The organism is Mycobacterium sp. (assembly GCF_052144515.1).
Taxonomy (GTDB): domain Bacteria; phylum Actinomycetota; class Actinomycetes; order Mycobacteriales; family Mycobacteriaceae; genus Mycobacterium.
In genome coordinates, this window is sequence record NZ_JBKQQD010000558.1 from 32266 (window position 1) to 49658 (window position 17393).

The following is a 17393-nucleotide window of genomic DNA, read 5'->3' on the forward strand; positions in this document are numbered from 1 at the left end:
TTTGGACTGACACGCCAAATCTCTTAGTTCTTGATGCCGACGGTTATCGAGTCGGACACGATCCACATCCAAGGCGGTCGCCGGACGCGGTGCTGATCGCTGACGGTGAACCCTGCGCGTTCGAACAGCCTCCGCATTTCGGCAGGCGACGCGTTGTACTGCGGTTTCCACCTATTGGCCGCGGGCGCCTGCAGCAGCGATTGCCGCGCGCTGAGGGCCGCGACCGCCGCCAGTCCACCGGGGGACAGGACGCGATGAAATTCGCGTAACGCTGCCGGTTGGTCGAAGAAGTGAAACGCCGAGGTCGTCACGACGGCGTCGAGCGACCCGTCGTCGAAGGGCAGCTGCTCCGCCGGGCCGCGCAACCACTTCACCCGGTTGGATCGGGCGCGCGCCTGCTCGAGCATGCCGTCGGACATGTCGACGCCGTAGATCTCATCGGGCTTGAGTTCGCGCTCGATTCGATCACTGAGAATACCTGTGCCGCAGGCAATATCAGCGATCTTGTCGGATCCGTGGGCGCGCAGCTGCGCGATCACCTCGTCGTGCGGCGGACGGTAAACCCACTGCTGCAAGATCGGCAGATCGTACGCAGGGGCCAGGAAACTCCACATCCGGGTGATCGCGGTGTTGAGCCCCCGGCGCCGCGGTTCCGTCATTTGCTCAGCACACAGGTGCAGTTAATGGTCTCAGCCACCAATACCAAGTCACTCATCCAGGTTCGTCTTCCGTGCATGGCATGGGGTGTTCTCCACGCCGCTGTGAAGCACTACATGGGTGCGAGGGGTGCACAGCGATTCTGCGACATCTAGTGCCGGCCAGGTCCGCCCGGTCCCCGGGGTCCGCCGGGTCCGCCCGGTCCATTTGCCGCCGGAAGCAAGAACACGCATTGATTCAAGTCGACGCTCCAACCCCATCCTAGGCGCAATCACCGTCAGCGCGGCTGGTCGCCGGTGCCGCAAGTTCGGTCACCGGCAATCCCACCAACACAACAGCAATCGCCATTGCGCAACGCCGCAAAAACTGACCCATCGCAACCTCACTGTTGTCGTCCGGCGATGGTCGCTGTTGGCTACCGTCGGAGTGGCCTCGGTCAGGTCGATTGTCCTCCCGACGCGACCAGTTGGTGGGCATTCGACGGAGATGGTCGGCTGGGTGAGCCTTCTAGGCCGCGAGCGGAATCCGGCGAGGGGTCCACGAACCGACCCGAAATGCGCTAGGTCTCAAGATCCTGACCATTTGCGCGAAGCGTTTGCCGCGCAGTGCATGTCGCATGATTAATTACATCCATGGCATTAACGCGCGAATTGCCTTGCTGGGCTGGATTTGTCCGGGACCGAAGGTCACCCGTCGGCAAACCTTGGCGGTTAGCGACTTAGGGATACGGATACCGTCCCTAAAAGTGCTGTTGTGGAGCGCTTTTGAGTCGAAGCGTTCCCGTGAGGCGCGCAGTCGAACCATCCCGCAAGTCACTGTTTGGAAAAGATGCGACTAAGGTGCGGCTCGTGTTGCGTCTCGGCTGTGCAACAGATTCGGTCGCCCGTCTAGGAAAGTCTTCAGGACAGCGATACAGTTCGGCCGCACCCTTTGGTTGCGGAAATACCCCTCTGAAACCGAATACCGGAGAGTTTGCGTTGAAGATTTTTGATTTATTTGGCATCACGATCGCCGCCAGTGCTGGGTTGTGCGGGGCCGCTTTGACGTTTAGCCCGGACGCGTCAGCAGCCTTACGGCCAATGGGCGGCGGCGCCGCGTGTGTGGGGACGTCGTCGGGGCCCGCCGCGGCAGCGGGCGGCGCCGCTTGCGTGGACCAGATGGCGGGGCTTGCAGCGCCGGCAGCACCGGTGGTCCTGCCTGGCCCGCCTGCGGACGCCGTTCCGGTACCGGCGGCCGTCCCTCCGGTGCCGGCGGGCGTGCCGGCCGCCGGTCCAATCCTGGGCGCGCCGGCTCCTGCCCCGGTGGCAGCGCCTCTGATAACGCAGGCGGGGACAGGCAAAGGCGTACCGACCAATCCGGCGCTGGCGGCTGACCCGGTGGTTCTGCCCGGTCCGGCACCGGCGCCCCCTCCGCCGGGGCCCGCGGCTCACCCAACGTTGGTCACGGCTACGGGGCCTCTCCCCCCTGGCTCGAATCCCTGAGCAGCGTTACGCCGGATCGGCTTTGTCAGCCAGCTCCGCCCCCGGTCATGTGCGCAGGATCACCCTCAATCCATTTGTCTCCTAACGGAACCCCTTCCTGCACGATCACCGGGTCACCAACCTTGACGGCGTTGAAGTACCACTCTGCGTCGTCGGGACTTAGGCTGATGCAACCGTGGCTGACGTTCTCAATCCCCATTGCCGGGACCGCCCACGGAGCTGAATGCACGTAGAGACCGCGGCTGTCGATGCGGACGGCGTAATCCACCGTGAGCCGGTACCCGTCGGGATCGTCGACGGGGATGCCGACACTGCTCGAATCCATAGTCACCGAGCGGTCCTTGGACATGACCGCATAGGAACCGACAGGCGTCGGGTAATTCGGCCTACCCATCGATGCCGGCATCACTCCTTCCTCACCCCAGTGCGGCCGGTGGTGTGGTGCCGGTAGTCGTGACGGCGCTCCCGCCGGGACCCCGTCGATGCTGACGGTAAACGTGTGCTTTGAGATATCGGCAACCCCGAGGACGACTGCGCCTGTTTGGAACTCCATCGGCAGGCCGCCCACTGAAAGTGCAACTGTGCTGTGCGCGGGCCAGAATCGATCGGGAACCCACTGCACAACGTCGTTGTCGAGCCACTCGAACTTGCCGGTCATCGCGGGCGCGGAGTTCACTTCTATGGCGTGCTCGGCCGCGGGCCGGTCGGCTAAGTTGGCTATGGGCCTGCTGAAGGTCACCACGACGGGGTGTGCGACACCCACTAACTCGCCGCGCGTGGGTAGAACCGATGCGATTGCGAAGTCGCCATGCGGCAGGCTCACGGACACCAGACGCACGCCAGCTGGCCCTCCGACCACTGTCGCGGCGATTCCTAGCATCACCAGAACAGACCGAACCGCAGCTCGCATCGCTTCCATCACCCTTTGAAGTCGTCGTTGTCGCTTGACGATGTTAGGGGCGCCACGACGGGCCGGTGGGTAAGCGCGCGCTAGTAGCTCGATCAAGTCTTGGACAAGGTTTGATTACGGCCAGCGCATCCGGCGCAGCCCGATCAGCGAGTAAAAGTCGTTGCACCCCTTGCGATTCCTACTGAATGACTGCCGTATCGGGTGCTCACCAGCTCGCTGTCGTTGTGCATACGGCGATGCGGGTAGTGCGATGATGTCGTATCTCTATCCCGATCAGGAAGCCTGCGATGTGTGCTGTGGACGCCGAGACGGTTGGCTCAGACGCGCGAGGTCGGATCGCCGTCGCCTCGATGGTGGGCACCACGGTCGAGTTCTACGACTTCTACATCTATGCCACGGCCGCGGTTTCCGTCTTCCCGCACCTGTTCTTCCCCAAAGGCAACGGCACCACCGCGCTGCTGGCCTCGCTCGCGACCTTCGGTCTGGCGTTCGTGGCACGCCCGTTGGGGCAGTGTTGTTCGGGCATTTCGGCGATCGCGCAGGGCGAAAGGCCACGCTCGTTGGCTCGCTACTGACCATGGGCGTCGCCACTTTCGTCGTCGGAGTGCTGCCGACCTACCAGCAGGTGGGCGTCGCAGCGCCGGTGTTGCTGGCGCTGATGAGGTTCAGCCAGGGCCTCGCGTTGGGCGGTGAGTGGAGCGGGGCGGCACTGCTGGTCATCGAAACCGCCGAACCCGACAAGAGGGCGCGAGCCGCGATGTGGCCACAGCTGGGCGCACCATTCGGTTTCCTGCTGGCTAACGGGCTGTTCCTGATATTGATCAGTTGGCTGGGCCATAGCAACGTCGGACCCGACCTGGGAGGCCCGTTTTTGACCTGGGGATGGCGGATCCCGTTCCTGCTGAGTGCGGTCATGGTGGCGATCGGGCTCTATGTACGGCTGCGATTGACAGAGACGCCGGTGTTTGCCAGGGCACTCGAGCGCGGCGAGCGAGTCCGGAGCCCGCTGATCGCGGTGTTTCGCACGAGTTGGCGTGAACTGATTATCGGCACGTTCGTCATGCTCGCGACTTACACCCTCTTCTACACAGTCACCACGTGGACCCTGAGCTATGGCACGGCCAAGCGACCCCCGGGCGGGACAGGGCTGGGCTTCGGTTATGTGGACTTTCTACACATCCAGTTGATCGGAGTGTTGTTCTTTGCGGCGACGGTGCCGATAGCGGGCGCGCTCGCCGACCGGTTCGGCCGACGCAGGACGTTGTTGGTCATCACCACGGCCATCATCGTGTACGGTGCGTCATTCGATCTCATGTTGGCGCCCACCCGCGCAACGAAGGGCTCCGCGGAGCTCTTCGTGATTATTGGAATGACGTTGATGGGCCTGTCTTTCGGCCCGATGAGCGCGGTGCTGCCCGAGCTGTTCCCGACCAACGTCCGCTACACCGGCTCTGGGATCGCCTACAACATGTCAGGCATCCTGGGCGCCGCAGTGGCGCCGTTCATTGCTACGTGGCTGGCCACCAAACACGGAGTGGCATGGGTCGGGGTGTACCTGATCGTGGCGGCGGTCCTGACCGTCATCGCGTTATTGCTGATGCGTGAAACCAAAGATATTTCGCTGGAAAACCCAAGCCGTATGCCCTAAAAGACGCGAAAAGCCCAGAGCTAGAATATTTCTGGCGATGGCGTGAGTTCTAACATTCTCTCGCGTCTACGCCAGCGTCAGTGGCGGGTATCCCTGATGTCTTGCTCCGTGCGCTCCGAAGCACGGCCAGGCCCGCGGGCAGCAGCAGCGCGGCAATCACCGCAAGGATGGACTTGATGCCGTTACCCATGCTCCAGCCGTGACGCTGCAGCATCTCTAATACGGTGCCCGACACCGCGATTCCGACACCGGCGATCGTGACGAGTGACGTCAAAGTGACACCGGCGGCTTCGCCGGCCCGCTCGGGCGCAACGACGGTTTGAGTCGCGACCGTGGTGAACGCGTAGACCAGACCCATGGTGAAACCGCAGGCCGTCAGCGCGACCAGGTAGACCACCCACTGCTCCGAAGCCGCTAGGACGCCCAGCGATACCGCAGCGACGGCGCAGCCGACTCCCATGACCAGGATGGGTGAATAGCGTGCTGCCAAACGTCCCGAGATCACACCACCTATCGCCGCGCCTGCGGACGGGCCCAGGAACGCGATGCCCGCGGTAAGCGGGTCCAGCCCACGCACCTGCTGCAGGTTCGACCAAGGCACGTAGATCGCGTCGCAAGTCCAGATCCGCGATCGGAACGGCGCGCAGTCGACCATGAGCGAGGTCATCGCTGACGGCCAGCCGGCTCATCACCGCGGGACCGGCACCGGCCAGAACCGCAGCGCGAACCGCTGCCGCAGAAGCGAGTTCGAGGGGATGAGCGGCGGGCTCCGGCTGATCGCCGTCCACGGCCTCGTCGGCGCCTAGCAAGAGGCGCCACCCGGATTTGCGCGATACCAACGGCGTTTGGCGAAGCTCCGCAACAGTGATCGGAGCCGATCGCCGCACCCACTTGTGATCGGGCGGCACGGCGACGATCAGCTCATCGCGCCCGATAACGCGGCTGCGCAGCCCATGGAGTGCACCGCGAATCTCGATGAAGCCAAGTTCTGCCTCCCCCTCGCGCACAGCGGCGATTGCTCCCTCGCTGTCGGTTGCGTTGAAGCTGACCTCCGGCGCGACGGCGCCGTGGCGCTGGGCGGCGGCCTGCAGCGACACCAGCCAGCGTGGCAGCAATTGCTCGGCCACCGTGTGGCTGGCGACCACCTTGAGCCGACTGCGGCGCTCGGCGCGCAACGACGCCAGCCCGGTGTCGACGCGCTGCGCGACATCGAGTACCTGGTCCGCCCATTCGGCGACGACCTCGCCGGCTGCGGTCAGTTGGGTGCCCCGCGTCGTGCGCGTCACCAAGCGCACGCCGATCTGGGACTCGATCGAGGTCAGCCGCGCCGAAACGGCCTGTTGACTGGTCCCCACTTCACGGCTGGCCGCGTTCAAACTGCCCGTCTTGGCGATCGCCGACAACACCTCAACTGCGGAAAGTTCGGGCATCCGCGCGCTTAACGCCACGCCTGATCGTAACGTCACAAGGCACCATCCCGGGTCAAAACTCCTGGCTAAGGCTGGCCGGAAGCCCGCGGGCATTACAAGGCGCACTTGTATCCCTGCAAGGACGCGACCGCTACTGCGACGCCGTCGCTGGATGAACGATCAATGCCATGAACACTTCAACAAACACCAACCAGGCTCATGACACCACGACAAGCACCGCGCGCGCCACGGCCATCGGATTCCTGCGCCACTGCGCGGCCGGCGCCCTGCTGGCCACGGCGTTCGCCGCGACCGGCTTCGGTTTCGCTGCGACGGCCCACGCCGACGACGCCCCACCACCGCCGAACGCCGGCACCCCCGCAGCCATTGCGCCGGCGCTGATCGCGCCCTGGCTCCCATTCGCCGACCCTGGCTGCTGGCGCCAACTCTACTTCTTCAACGGTCGCGTGCATTGCGGCTGATTCTGAGCAGCGGACCACGAAAGGACAACGCCAAAAGCCGTCAGAGGCGGCCCGCAGGGGCTGCCCCTGTTCGATTTGTCCGTTTCTGCCATTGGCGGACCGCAGCGATCGCTGTCTTGAGCCCGCGCCGGCGCCCCGTCCCGACGTCGGTCTTGGCGAAACCGGGCCCTAGTTCGGTGAACATCCGCTCGCTGCGGGTTTCCGGCGAGTCGTCAGCGGTGTCGCGCAGGTACTTGGTCGGCAGCGACAGTTTGGCGAGGGTGCGCCATGTCTTGGCGCATTGCATCGCGAAAGAGTCTGTGGTGTAAGGCAAGTCGTACTTATCGCACACCGCGCGCACCCGCAGCGAGATCTCGTGCAGCCGGTTGCTCGGCAGATCGGGATATAGGTGGTGCTCAATCTGATGGCACAGATTGCCGCTCATGAACCGCAGCACCGGCCCAGCCTCGAAATTGGCGCTGCCCAGCATTTGGCGCAGATACCACTCGCCCTTCGATTCGCCCGCCATGTCGGTCTCGGTGAATTTCTCTGCGCCATCAGGGAAATGCCCATTGAAGATCACCGCGCTGGCCCAGATGTTGCGGATCACGTTGGCCATCACGTTGGCTTTCAGCGTCGATTTGTAGGTCGCCGCCGGCGACAACGAGGTGAGTGCCGGGAACGCGACGTAATCCTTGACCAGCTGGCCGCTGACCTTGGTGGAGAACTCGCGCAGCTGCTCGAGGGTGATGTCGCGCCCGGGACCTGCCTTGAAGATTTTCTCGACGTCGATGGTCTGCAAGCCAATTCCCCACTCGAACCCAAGCGAGAGCATGATCCCGAACAGAAAGTTGCCGATGTTGTAGGGCTCCCAGGGCTGGTCACGCGTGACCCGCAGGATGAAGTAGCCGACATCGTCATCCATGCCGAGGATGTTGGTGTATTTGTGGTGCTTGGCGTTGTGAGCGGAAACCCAGTGTTTTGACACCGCATTCATGTCCCACTCCCATGTCGTGGAGTGGATCTCGGGATCGTTCATCCAGTTCCACTGGCCGTGCATGACATTGTGGCCAATCTCCATGTTCTCGATGATCTTGGCCAGACCAAGAGTCACGGCTCCGGCCCACCACGTCGAGCGTTTCGAGCTGCCGGCCAGCAGGAGTCGGCCGGCTACTTCGATGGCACGTTGTGCGGCGATGGTGCGGCGGATGTAGCGGGCGTCGCGCTCGCCAAGGGAATCCTCAATGTCCAGTCGGATCGCATCCAGCTCGAAGGCCAGATTCTCGATGTCGGCGTCAGTTAAGTGGGCGAAGGCCGGAACGTCAGTAATCGCCATGGTTTCCTCCCCTTCGGACTGCTATGTCGGGATCGCAGCGTTGATGTGCCATCGGCAAGTGGCTGATCGACGGGCGAGCGCTTCCCTCGATGGCTCAACGCGGGTTAACGGTTCAGCGGTTCCTTGCGGCTGATGGACTTACGCGATTCACAGGTCCCCAGGGCGGATCCAATTTGTCTGCGAGTTAACCCTGTTCGTTGCCTTGATGGTTGCATACCTCACGAGATGAGAGGCGGCTTGGAACAGAATAAGCGACGGCTTGGTAATAGTGACGGAGGCCGTAACGGCGCATCCCACCCGTTTCGCATGACTCCGACGGAAAGACCGGTTCGTGCTCGCGAGCTCAGGACGAGAAACTCCCAGAAGAACGGCCGCGGCTGCGACTCGGGGCTCTCCCGACGCGAGCAGTGTTAGCGTCATCGGCGTGACCCTCAAAGACATCACCCTGAAAACCCTCGACGGCAAGCCTGCCACGCTGGCTGAATTGTCCGACGGTGTAACGCTGATCGTGAACGTAGCCTCCAAGTGTGGACTTACTCCGCAGTACTCGGCGTTGGAGAAGCTGGCTAACGACTATGGTGACCGTGGCCTGACGGTGGTCGGCGTCCCGTGCAATCAGTTCATGGGCCAGGAGCCGGGCACGGCCGACGAGATCCAGGCGTTCTGCTCGACGACCTACGGGGTGACGTTCCCGTTGCTGGAGAAGACCGACGTCAACGGCGACGACCGCCACCCGCTCTACACCGAGCTGACCAAGGCCGTCGATTCCGATGGCGAGGCAGGCGACATTCAGTGGAACTTCGAGAAATTTCTGGTCGCGCCCGACGGTGAGGTGGTCAACCGGTTTCGGCCCCGGACCGAACCAGACGCGCCCGAGGTCATCAGCGCCATCGAGGCCGTCCTGCCCCGATAGGCGGCAGGGGTCCGACCGCCGCTCAGCGGTCGTCGATGGTGATCCCACCGATCATTGCGTAGATGCGGTGCCTCGACGTCTTGGCGTGCGGTGCGCTGCTAGCACGTCGGCGTTTGCCAGCGTTTGCGCGTGAGCGGCCAGTGTCGATGCCCGGTTGGCATCGGCAATTGCTTCGGAGGCGTTCCCTGCTTCCTTGCTGTGCGCCGCTGCCCAATACCGTTTCGTCTCTTCGAGCCGGGCCTGGGCCTCGGCGCCGATGCACTCGCGATGCCTGGCCACATAATCGGAAATTTGGCGCACCCTGGCGTCCGCCGTGGACAACGCCTGCCCCAAGGAATCAACGCGCCCTCCAATGTTCGGCTGCCCATCGCTAGGGCCGACCCTCCGCGCGGCGCGCCTGCGGCGGCGCGCGCGAAGGAGCACCAGAACCACCACGACGACGACCACCACGACGATGACGCCGATCGCGATCAGCAACCAGATCCGCTTTGACGAGCTTGCCGATTGGTTCAATCCGTCAGCTGCAGCGACCGCAGCACCGCTCCAGTCTTTAGCGCCCACCGCCAGTTCAATCTTGTTGCTCTGCAGACTGTTTAACTCAGCTGCTGTGAGGCCCTGCGCCTTCGGCGGCACGCTGAACGCGTACAACTTAGTGTTGGTAGCCACGGCCAGCAGCACGTCGTGGTCGCCCATCCCGCTTTCGCTGCGGGTTCGGTCGGCCCAGTTCTCGGGTTTGAACCGGGAGAAGTTGTCGACGTAGACCACCCACAGTTGAATGTGCCGATCGTGATAAAGCCGGTCGATTGCCGCGGTGACCGTCGCCCGACTGGAATCCGTCAACACCCCGGAACTGTCAGTGATGTGATCCGTGAGCTTGGACGGCGGTTGTGCGCCGGCGGGGGTTGCCAGCAGCAACCCCGCCGTGAGGATCGTCAGGACTACACCGAACAGGCGAACAATGCGCATGCGGGTAATCTAGCCCGTCAACAGCCGCGATCCAGGTTTGCGCATGCCACAATCAATCTGGATGGTTCACAAACCGGTGACAAATGCGTAACCACCTTCTGTGGCAGAGATCAATCGGCTGGAGCCTTTCCGATTCTAATGGCCGAAGCGCACGCAAAAGCTCTACGTCGGTGATGGTCGCGTTCGACGAACTCCGGCCATCCCATGGTCGGAGCACGCATCGAAAGCGAGGCCTCAGCGGTGGGGTACTGAGCGGATACTTGGAACCGTGATCTCGCTATCCAACAGGACGAAGACCGATGTCACCACGGAACGCATTGGTTAGATTCACGAGGTCACACGTAAGTGCGTCATCCGGTGCGCTTATGAAGCTCGCTGAGCAGATTTCTACTAGTACCTGTGCCTTTGATTACGCCACAAGTCTCGCCAGTGAACCGCACCGATCTCGCAGAAAGGCACGCCTGTCGTGAGCTGAGCCAGACTCAGCACATCCCGAACCGGGTACTTACCTCCGACATCGCCATTGGGCACACCCACGCTGGGGTCAAGGCGGATGATTGCGGCGTCTTTCTTTTGAGTGCCGGTCTCACCGTTCTCTTCGTACTCCTGCGCGCTCATCGTGCCCAGCGGAGCGCTGTCATCTCCGTAAGTCCACCTTTCGTCGTGTGCATCGCAGTGTCCACTGGTCATCAAATAGTAAGAGTTGTCGTTGCCTTGGGTCGCATAAGCCGCTGTGCACCAGCTAGTTTCGTCGGCGATCTTCGAGCCCGGCGTCAGCGGCGCCTCGGCCAGCGCCGGACTGGCGAAGACCGTCGCGGCAATCACCGCGGCACCCAACCATGCTTGTCGTCGCAACCACGCTGACGTCATTCCGCCCCCCACCGCTGGACACGGTCACACCGCTTAGCGGACCGAGTGCGCGAATCGAAAAACTGGGCGGTTCTTGGTCGCAAGCATCGGATCCGGTTCACTTGGTTGCCGCGCCGGGCCTCCCCTGCTTGCGGGGCAGCGGCGCCGTGGTTGGTAACTGACGTTCCCGCCAAGCATCAACCGCGGGCTACCAGTTGGTCAGGATGAAATGGTTGATGGCAAGGGCGCCCACGGCGTTGGCAGCCAGCCACCAGCGTTGGGATGATCGAGGTAGCAGCGCGGGGGCCGCGGTCAACCACACCATGAACGGCAGCCAGATGCGTTCGGTTTCCGCCTTACTGAGCATGCTCAGATCAGCGCACAGCATTGCGGTAATCGCGGCCAGCACCAGTAAATGCAGACTGGACCGCTGGCGGATCGCGACAATTGTGAAGATCCGGCTCAAACCGGCGACGCTGCCCAAACCGATTGCGCACGCGGCCGCGGCCAGATTCGCCCAGCTCCAGTACTGGAACGGCCGGTTCATCGCTATGCCCTGCCAATAGCGCTGCCGGACAAGGGTATAACCGTCGAACCACCAGAACCCTGCCACAGCGAATGCCACCATCACCGCTACCGCGGCGGGCAGCGCTGCCACCAACGCGGCAACCGCCGCGCGGCGGCTGCGCACAGCGATGAGCACCGCCAGCGCGGGCAGAGCCATCAAAACCAGGCCGTAGTTCAGGAAGATCGCCCAGCCGAGAAGCAGCCCGGCAACGGCCGCGACGGGGATCGGCCAGCACACAGTCCGACTCGCCGCCAGCGCCAGCAGGGCAATACCCCAGGTGGTGACGCCGGTGAAATAGGCATCCGCCGACACGGCAATCCAGATCGCGGTCGGTGCCACCGCGACGAACGGCGCGGCCATCCGGGCGGTCGGCTCATCGGACACGGCGCGCACCGCGACGATCACGGCGGTGGCCGCGCTCGATCCGACCAGCAGACAGAACGCTCCCGCCCACGCACCGCCGCTCAAGCCGATGCGGTCCAGCCAAACAAACGTCAGCAGCGCGCCGGGCGGATGCCCGGCCACATGGGTGATCCATGAGTTGGGCTGGAAGTCGAGGATGCGGCTCGAGAAGGTGCGCAGCATCTCCGGGATATCGGTGATTGCCGGTACCTGCCGCAGATACTCGTGGCGGGCCACCAACCGCCCGGCGAACCCAAGCTGTCAGCCGTCGATCATGGCCAGTGCAAACGCCCACCCGCACGAGGTGACCCAGGTCGCCAGTGTGATAACTCGCCACGACAGTCGCTGCGCGAGGCTGGGGGGCCCCACAGCACAGCTGCGATGGCGATCGGAACAGCCGCCATGCTGCCCCAGCCGACATGAGTGTTCCACCAGCCGAAAATCGGTGCGGTGTCAGCTACCTCGTGGATTCCCTGCGGTGTGCTACGAATCAACGGGGTGACGATGCCCAGGTGCAAATGCGGCACCACGAAAGCGATTAATATCTGTACGACGCCCAGCGTCACCGCGACGGCTTCGCGGCGTCCGCTTTTAACGACAGCCCAGCCAATGGTCAGAATTCTGGCCACCGAATTCGTCGCCGGAATTGGTTGCAGCGCATCGCTGCGACGGTTCGGGACTGTCATGGAGTCCCGGCTAGCGATTCACGCCGCACGAGCTGCGGCGAGTCAGCACCGCGATCACGCGGTCGTGAATCTCGACGACGTCAGTCACCGGGAACCCGGCACTGTGCGCGATGGCGCCGAGCGCCCCCGGCCCTACCCGTGACCACGGAAACCATTGCCCCAGATGCCGTTCGGTTTCCCAACGCAGCATTTCGCAACAGAACATGGTTGCGGGGGAATCGATCTCGACGATGACGGTGCCGCCGTGTGCGAGGAGGTCCGCGGCCCGCAGCAATGTCCGGACCGGGTTGCCGCCGATACCGATGTTGCCGTCGGTGAGCAGGATCTGTTCCCAGCTGCCTTCGGCGGGCAACGGTGCGAACAGGTCGCGGTGGATCGCGGTTCCGCCGCGTCGGCGCGTCATCTCCACCGCTACGGCCGAACTGTCCACTCCAAGTGCGGGTAACCCGCGCTGCTACAGCGAAGCAGTGAATCGGCCCGGTCCGCACCCCACATCCAGAGTCGGCCGCGAGGAGCAATGCCCGAGTATCCGCTCATCGGCGAGCCGATCCTGCGGCGTGCTCTGCGGTCCTCCCATCCAGCGGTCCATCGGCAAATCACGCCGGTGTCCAAAGTGATTGCGGGCCCAGCATGAGCTGCCCGCTGCCGCCGACCGATAGATCAGGTCCGCCGACCTCGAAACGGGCGGCTCGCAGACGTCGGCCGTCATCGCGGCCCCCGATTCATCCAACCCACGCGCCGCTGAGATGTGGCCAATGCGCGCTTCGGACAGGGGCTGCATCGCCGGCGGCGCTGTAAAGCCCGCAGTGATCTAAAGGCGTCCATCTGTCCTGCCGTTCGCAAAGCCAGCGCTTTTATTCTCATTCGACGCTGAGTTCGCTACGGATTGCCATCCAGCCTGATTTCAAACCGCGGTCTTCTTGCCAGCCGCCCGGTGAGCTGCCACTTCAGCTCGGAAAGGACAGCATGAGCAAGCGATTTCGGTGGGATTTGCGCTAACGGGCATTCGCATCGTGACCAGGCAGCCTGTAAGGTTCCGAATTCTTCGAGCGTCAGTGAGTGGGTCGGATGGTGAGTCGTCCCCGTCGGGCACAGTGAAGTGATGTACTCGCGTTCCGCGCCGGTGTGGCTGCTGGCGGTCGGCCTGCTGGTCGGCTGCAGCAGCAAGACCGGCTCGCCGGTCCCCGCCCGCGTCGCCACGCCTGCGGCTGAGCCTGCGATCGCCGGAACGCCGACGGTGCCGCCGGTCGGCAAGGTGGTCCCGATCGGCAACGCACCCGAAGGCATTGTCATCGGCACGTCGGGAATCGGGGCGGTCGCGGTGCGCAACCCCGACGGGGTCGTACTGTTTGATCCCGCCTCCGGTGCGGTGCTTCAGAGGATTCCGACGGTGGGAGCGGCCCGGCACCTGAGCTTGGCCGGACCCGACGGGCCGGTGCTGGTACCGCTCGAGGGTTCCAACAAACTATGCGAAGTGACCCTTGCTGATGGTCGCACGACCTGCACCGCGACCGATGTGGGCCGGCAACCGCACGACGCGGCCCAGACGACCGGGGGCACCATCATCGTCACCAATGAGCTCGGCGGCGGCGTGGTCTTCGTACGTGGCGGCACGGTGGTTTCGTCACTTCCCGCCGGACCCGTGCAGCCAGGCGGCGTAGCGGCGGTAGGCAGGTACGCCGCGGTGGCCGACGTACAAGGAAACGGAGTGTGGGTGTATGACGCGTCGACTCGCGAGCTGGCGGCGCACGGCCCGGTTGGGGTGAAACTGACCCATGCGGTTGCCATGTCCGGCAATTTGGCTGCTTTCGCGGACACCGATGGCGGCGCGGTCTTCGTCGAGCGCGTCGAACCGCAGCTCACCCAGGTCGCCAGGATCGACGCTCCAGGCAAGCCGTATGGGCTGGCTTACGACGCAGGGCGCCGTCGCCTGTACGTCACGTTGACCGCGACCAACTTAGTGCGGGTGATCGACATCTCGGACGCCACCAAGCCGCGAATAGTCTGCGATGTGCCGACTGTGCAACAGCCCAATTCGGTTGCCGTCGATGTTCGTTCGGGCAACGTGCTGGTGACGGGCAGTGACCCGGACGGTAGCAGCGGCGTGCAGATCATAACCTCCGACCTGCTTCCGCCGGGCTGATCGGGTGTTCTAGTCTGCACCTCCCCAGCGAGCACGAAACATGTTGAGCAGCAATCGCTTTGGCAGTCGACGCGCGTTGTGGCATTACGGCAGGTCAGGCACAAGATTTGGCGTCCAGACCGAAGCGCCTCGGATCTAACTACAACCGCTCTCGACAGCGCTCCACGATTCCGCACTAGTATTGATCCTTCAATGGCTGGCGGACTGGAGCGTTTCCCGCCTACCAGGCTTAGGGAGTCGCGTATGGGCGATGGGCCGGAACTGACAATCTCGACGCAGGATGCGAACCGGCGACGCTTGTTCGCCACGAGCACGGCTGCTGTGTGGATTGCCGCGGGACTCGGATACATGATCCTTGAAGCCATGGCGGCCGCCGGCTTTCGGAGCCATTACAGCTACGCCCACAATTTCATCAGTGATCTCGGGATCACCTCGCGCGGCATGTTTGAGGGTCGCATGATCGACTCCTCGCGGGCCTGCCTGATGAACACCGCATTTTGTCTGCAGGGAGCTCTGTTTCTCGTTGGTGCCGTCCTCGTCGTTCGGGCTCTCGAGGCCCAGCGGGCGGCATTGTTCCTCACTCTCGCCGCCGCCAATGCGGTCGGCAACATTGTGGTGGCAACGTTCCACAGCGGACCCGTGGCGCACGCCGACGGAACCATATGGGTTCATCAGACCGGCGCGCTGCTTGCGATCGTCGGAGGCAACGCGGCAATCCTGGTTGGGTCTTCGATTGTTCGGCACGCCGATGGGACGCCGTGGTATCGCCGCGTATCGGCCGGGCTCGGTGTGTTAGGCCTACTCAGCTTCGTGTTGCAAGTTATTGGATCGACCGTCGCGGCAATAAACATTCTGCCGCCCGCAGTGTGGGAACGATGCAGCGTCTATTCGATCATCACGTGGCAAATGTTCACCGCCGCTTACCTACTCACTTACCGTCGCTGACCACGTCAGGGGGGCAGCGACACCGCCGCCGCCGCGACCAGCCCCGCAGAAATGTCATGCAGATCAGACCGGCGCGATATTCGATCCGCCCCGTGAGCGGCGGCACCATCCCGGCTGGTTCTCGGTCATTGTCGATGAATAAACGATGACCTTCTAGTTCAGAGAGTCGCAGAACCGATTACGGCGGACGGTGGTGGTCGGCTCCTCCGCGTGTGAGCGCGTTCATCAACGAGCACTCACCACGGCAGTAGGGCAGCACGGGCTGATCGAGCCATCTATTTCGTCAACGATCGGCAGCGGTACTGAACGACCGCCCGTCATGGCATCGCCTCGGCCCAAGCGATATGCCCGTCAAACTCAAGCGTTTTCGCCATGTCGCGGTAGCGATCCCTGAAGTGCGCGTAGGCCGCGTCATCACCGCGCGCCCGCGCGACCAGAGCCCGCAGTCGCAGCAGCCAGATGTCGCGTATCACCAGCCCCTCATCGGCCGGCGCGGCCGCTAACCGCTCGATCGCGGCCTCGGCTTCGGCTAAGTCCCCTTCAGAGTCACGGTCGGCCCCGCGATCGAGCAGTGCCTCCACCAGAACACCCGTCGCTGGAATGCCCCACGCCAGCAGCTGTCCCTCGCGGAACAGATGGTCGACGGCGGCACGCATGAGCGGTATAGCCTGATCGCGATCGCCACACCGAAGCCACTCACGCGCCAAGTACACGTTCACAAGCGGTACATCGCACAAGAGGTAACCCTGGCGCAGGAACACGTCGCTGACCTCGGCCAGCAGTTTTAATCCGCGGTCACGCTCGGGATCCGTCGGACGGTGTACCAGCCCAACGCCTAGCGCCATCCCGGCGAGGGCTAACGCAACGTCATCACCGGATCGTTCGGCAATACGTAGGGCATCCTCGATCTCGCGCACCGCGCGATCATCGGTACCCAGCACGCCAAACGGTATTCCCGGGAGGTAGGAGTAGGCGACGACCGCGGCGTAAGACATGGCGTCGGCGCTGCGGGCCATGGCGACGGCGCGGTGCAAGTCGTCTCGCCATCCGGGACGACCCAGGCAATAACGGGCCTGACCCCGCGCCGCAATGGCGGCCGCTAACGGAGACCCGAAAATGAAGTTGCCTATGGAGGGGTCACCGCCGGCCAAGTCGATGACCCGCTGTGACCACCGCAGCATGTCAGGCCATTCGCCACTTTCAACCTTGGCGCGTAACAGAACCGTGGACAGCCCCACTGTCAAGATCGGGTCGCCGACCGACTCGAGGAGGACCCAGGCTTCCGACGACAGTTGCGACGCCTCGGGGATCCGGGCCTCATCCATCACCAGCGCAGCCATGGCGATGGCCAGTGACGCCTTGTCTCCGGCGGCGGCGCACAAATCCCGCAATTCATCAAAGCGGTCACCGGCCACATGTTCATGGACTCGATAGGCTGTCCCACACAGCATAGTGCGCGGCGCGATGCGCATGGCTGGCCGTTTTGGGTCCTCGGCGGGTAGGGCGTCGGCGATTTTTTGGGCGCGCTCCCAACTCCGTCGCGCCGCGGCGATGTCGCGGTTGGTCGCCCATGTTGCGGCGCGCATGTGCCAGCCGTAGGCGGTGTGCGCATCACCGGCGGCTTCCAGATGTTCGGCGATCAACGCGGCGTTCTGGTCGGACGATTCCGGGTCGCGCAATTCGATTGCGGCGGCCAGCGTTCGGTGCAGGCGGGCGCGATCGGATTTCAGCTGCGATTCGTAGGCCACCGCGCGGATCAACGGATGCCGAAACGCATACTCGGCGCGCGGGGTGAACCGCACCTGGTCGACGAGCTCGGCGGCGATCAGTTCGTCGACAACCGGGTCGACCTCCAGGCTGGATAGCAGATCGCGATCGAAGCGGGAGCCGATCGCGGCGGCGGCAAGCGCGTGTTTGGCCGCCCGGCCGAGTCGGTCGATGCGGGCGGCGATGGTTGCCTGCAGCGTGGCCGGCACGCTGACGTCGGCCACATCGGTATGGCACGCGTAGCCGCCGCTC

Annotated in this window: 10 protein-coding genes and 5 pseudogenes; 5 read left to right on the forward strand and 10 right to left on the reverse strand. The window is 63.7% G+C overall.

Annotated elements, in window-relative coordinates:
- Positions 1–23: 23 nt before the first annotated feature.
- Complete coding sequence (locus ACLP9N_RS38125) at positions 24–659, reverse strand: class I SAM-dependent methyltransferase (protein ID WP_442412241.1); 636 nt, start codon at positions 657–659, stop codon at positions 24–26.
- 1573 nt (positions 660–2232) lie between these two features.
- A pseudogene (locus tag ACLP9N_RS38130) lies at positions 2233–3048 on the reverse strand (L,D-transpeptidase); the annotation flags it as partial.
- 287 nt (positions 3049–3335) lie between these two features.
- On the opposite strand from ACLP9N_RS38130, the pseudogene ACLP9N_RS38135 reads away from it, so the two are divergent.
- Positions 3336–4696: pseudogene (locus ACLP9N_RS38135) on the forward strand (MFS transporter).
- A 49-nt stretch (positions 4697–4745) separates the two neighbouring features.
- Here ACLP9N_RS38135 and ACLP9N_RS38140 read toward each other — a convergent pair.
- A complete protein-coding gene (locus ACLP9N_RS38140; RefSeq protein WP_442412242.1) occupies positions 4746–5363 on the reverse strand; it encodes an MFS transporter in 618 nt (205 codons plus the stop codon).
- Positions 5269–6144 (reverse strand): annotated as a pseudogene (locus ACLP9N_RS38145) (LysR family transcriptional regulator); the annotation flags it as partial. The pseudogene ACLP9N_RS38145 and the gene ACLP9N_RS38140, both read right to left, overlap by 95 nt.
- 149 nt (positions 6145–6293) lie before the next feature.
- Between ACLP9N_RS38145 and ACLP9N_RS38150 the strand changes: the two are divergent.
- Positions 6294–6587: a hypothetical protein gene (locus ACLP9N_RS38150; RefSeq protein WP_442412243.1), complete on the forward strand. Its 294-nt coding sequence runs from the start codon at positions 6294–6296 to the stop codon at positions 6585–6587.
- A 40-nt stretch (positions 6588–6627) separates the two neighbouring features.
- Here ACLP9N_RS38150 and ACLP9N_RS38155 read toward each other — a convergent pair whose 3' ends face one another.
- Positions 6628–7902, reverse strand: coding sequence for a fatty acid desaturase family protein (locus ACLP9N_RS38155; RefSeq protein WP_442412244.1), 1275 nt, complete (start codon positions 7900–7902; stop codon positions 6628–6630).
- A 424-nt stretch (positions 7903–8326) separates the two neighbouring features.
- Here ACLP9N_RS38155 and ACLP9N_RS38160 point away from each other — a divergent pair, with 424 nt between their 5' ends.
- Positions 8327–8815, forward strand: a complete 489-nt coding sequence (locus ACLP9N_RS38160; RefSeq protein WP_442412245.1) for a glutathione peroxidase — start codon at positions 8327–8329, stop codon at positions 8813–8815.
- Between the two features lie 51 nt (positions 8816–8866).
- Here the strand turns inward: ACLP9N_RS38160 and ACLP9N_RS38165 are convergent, their stop codons facing one another.
- The 4 genes and pseudogenes from ACLP9N_RS38165 to ACLP9N_RS38180 all read right to left on the reverse strand — a co-directional run bounded on the left by ACLP9N_RS38165 (position 8867) and on the right by ACLP9N_RS38180 (position 12716).
- Positions 8867–9781 (reverse strand): TPM domain-containing protein, encoded by a 915-nt coding sequence (locus tag ACLP9N_RS38165; protein ID WP_442412246.1) that lies wholly within the window; start codon positions 9779–9781, stop codon positions 8867–8869.
- Positions 9782–10171: 390 nt separating this feature from the next.
- The gene (locus ACLP9N_RS38170; protein ID WP_442412247.1) at positions 10172–10606 is read right to left on the reverse strand and encodes a hypothetical protein; all 435 of its coding nucleotides are present in this window, start codon (positions 10604–10606) and stop codon (positions 10172–10174) included.
- Between the two features lie 232 nt (positions 10607–10838).
- A pseudogene (locus ACLP9N_RS38175) lies at positions 10839–12211 on the reverse strand (hypothetical protein).
- Positions 12212–12296: 85 nt separating this feature from the next.
- A complete protein-coding gene (locus ACLP9N_RS38180; RefSeq protein ID WP_442412248.1) occupies positions 12297–12716 on the reverse strand; it encodes a hypothetical protein in 420 nt (139 codons plus the stop codon).
- Between the two features lie 672 nt (positions 12717–13388).
- Here ACLP9N_RS38180 and ACLP9N_RS38185 point away from each other — a divergent pair.
- A complete protein-coding gene (locus tag ACLP9N_RS38185; RefSeq protein ID WP_442412249.1) occupies positions 13389–14429 on the forward strand; it encodes a hypothetical protein in 1041 nt (346 codons plus the stop codon).
- 243 nt (positions 14430–14672) lie between these two features.
- The gene (locus ACLP9N_RS38190; RefSeq protein WP_442412250.1) at positions 14673–15374 is read left to right on the forward strand and encodes a DUF998 domain-containing protein; all 702 of its coding nucleotides are present in this window, start codon (positions 14673–14675) and stop codon (positions 15372–15374) included.
- Between the two features lie 317 nt (positions 15375–15691).
- Here ACLP9N_RS38190 and ACLP9N_RS38195 read toward each other — a convergent pair.
- Positions 15692–17393 (reverse strand): annotated as a pseudogene (locus tag ACLP9N_RS38195) (cyclase); the annotation flags it as partial.

Bases quoted from the DNA above. Each gene is read 5' to 3' on its own strand.
- ACLP9N_RS38165 (WP_442412246.1), bottom strand. From the start codon at position 9,781: ATGCGCATTGTTCGCCTGTTCGGTGTAGTCCTGACGATCCTCACGGCG.
- ACLP9N_RS38190 (WP_442412250.1), top strand. From the start codon at position 14,673: ATGGGCGATGGGCCGGAACTGACAATCTCGACGCAGGATGCGAACCGG.
- ACLP9N_RS38150 (WP_442412243.1), top strand. From the start codon at position 6,294: ATGAACACTTCAACAAACACCAACCAGGCTCATGACACCACGACAAGC.
- ACLP9N_RS38140 (WP_442412242.1), bottom strand. From the start codon at position 5,363: ATGACCTCGCTCATGGTCGACTGCGCGCCGTTCCGATCGCGGATCTGG.
- ACLP9N_RS38155 (WP_442412244.1), bottom strand. From the start codon at position 7,902: ATGGCGATTACTGACGTTCCGGCCTTCGCCCACTTAACTGACGCCGAC.
- ACLP9N_RS38125 (WP_442412241.1), bottom strand. From the start codon at position 659: ATGACGGAACCGCGGCGCCGGGGGCTCAACACCGCGATCACCCGGATG.
- ACLP9N_RS38185 (WP_442412249.1), top strand. From the start codon at position 13,389: ATGTACTCGCGTTCCGCGCCGGTGTGGCTGCTGGCGGTCGGCCTGCTG.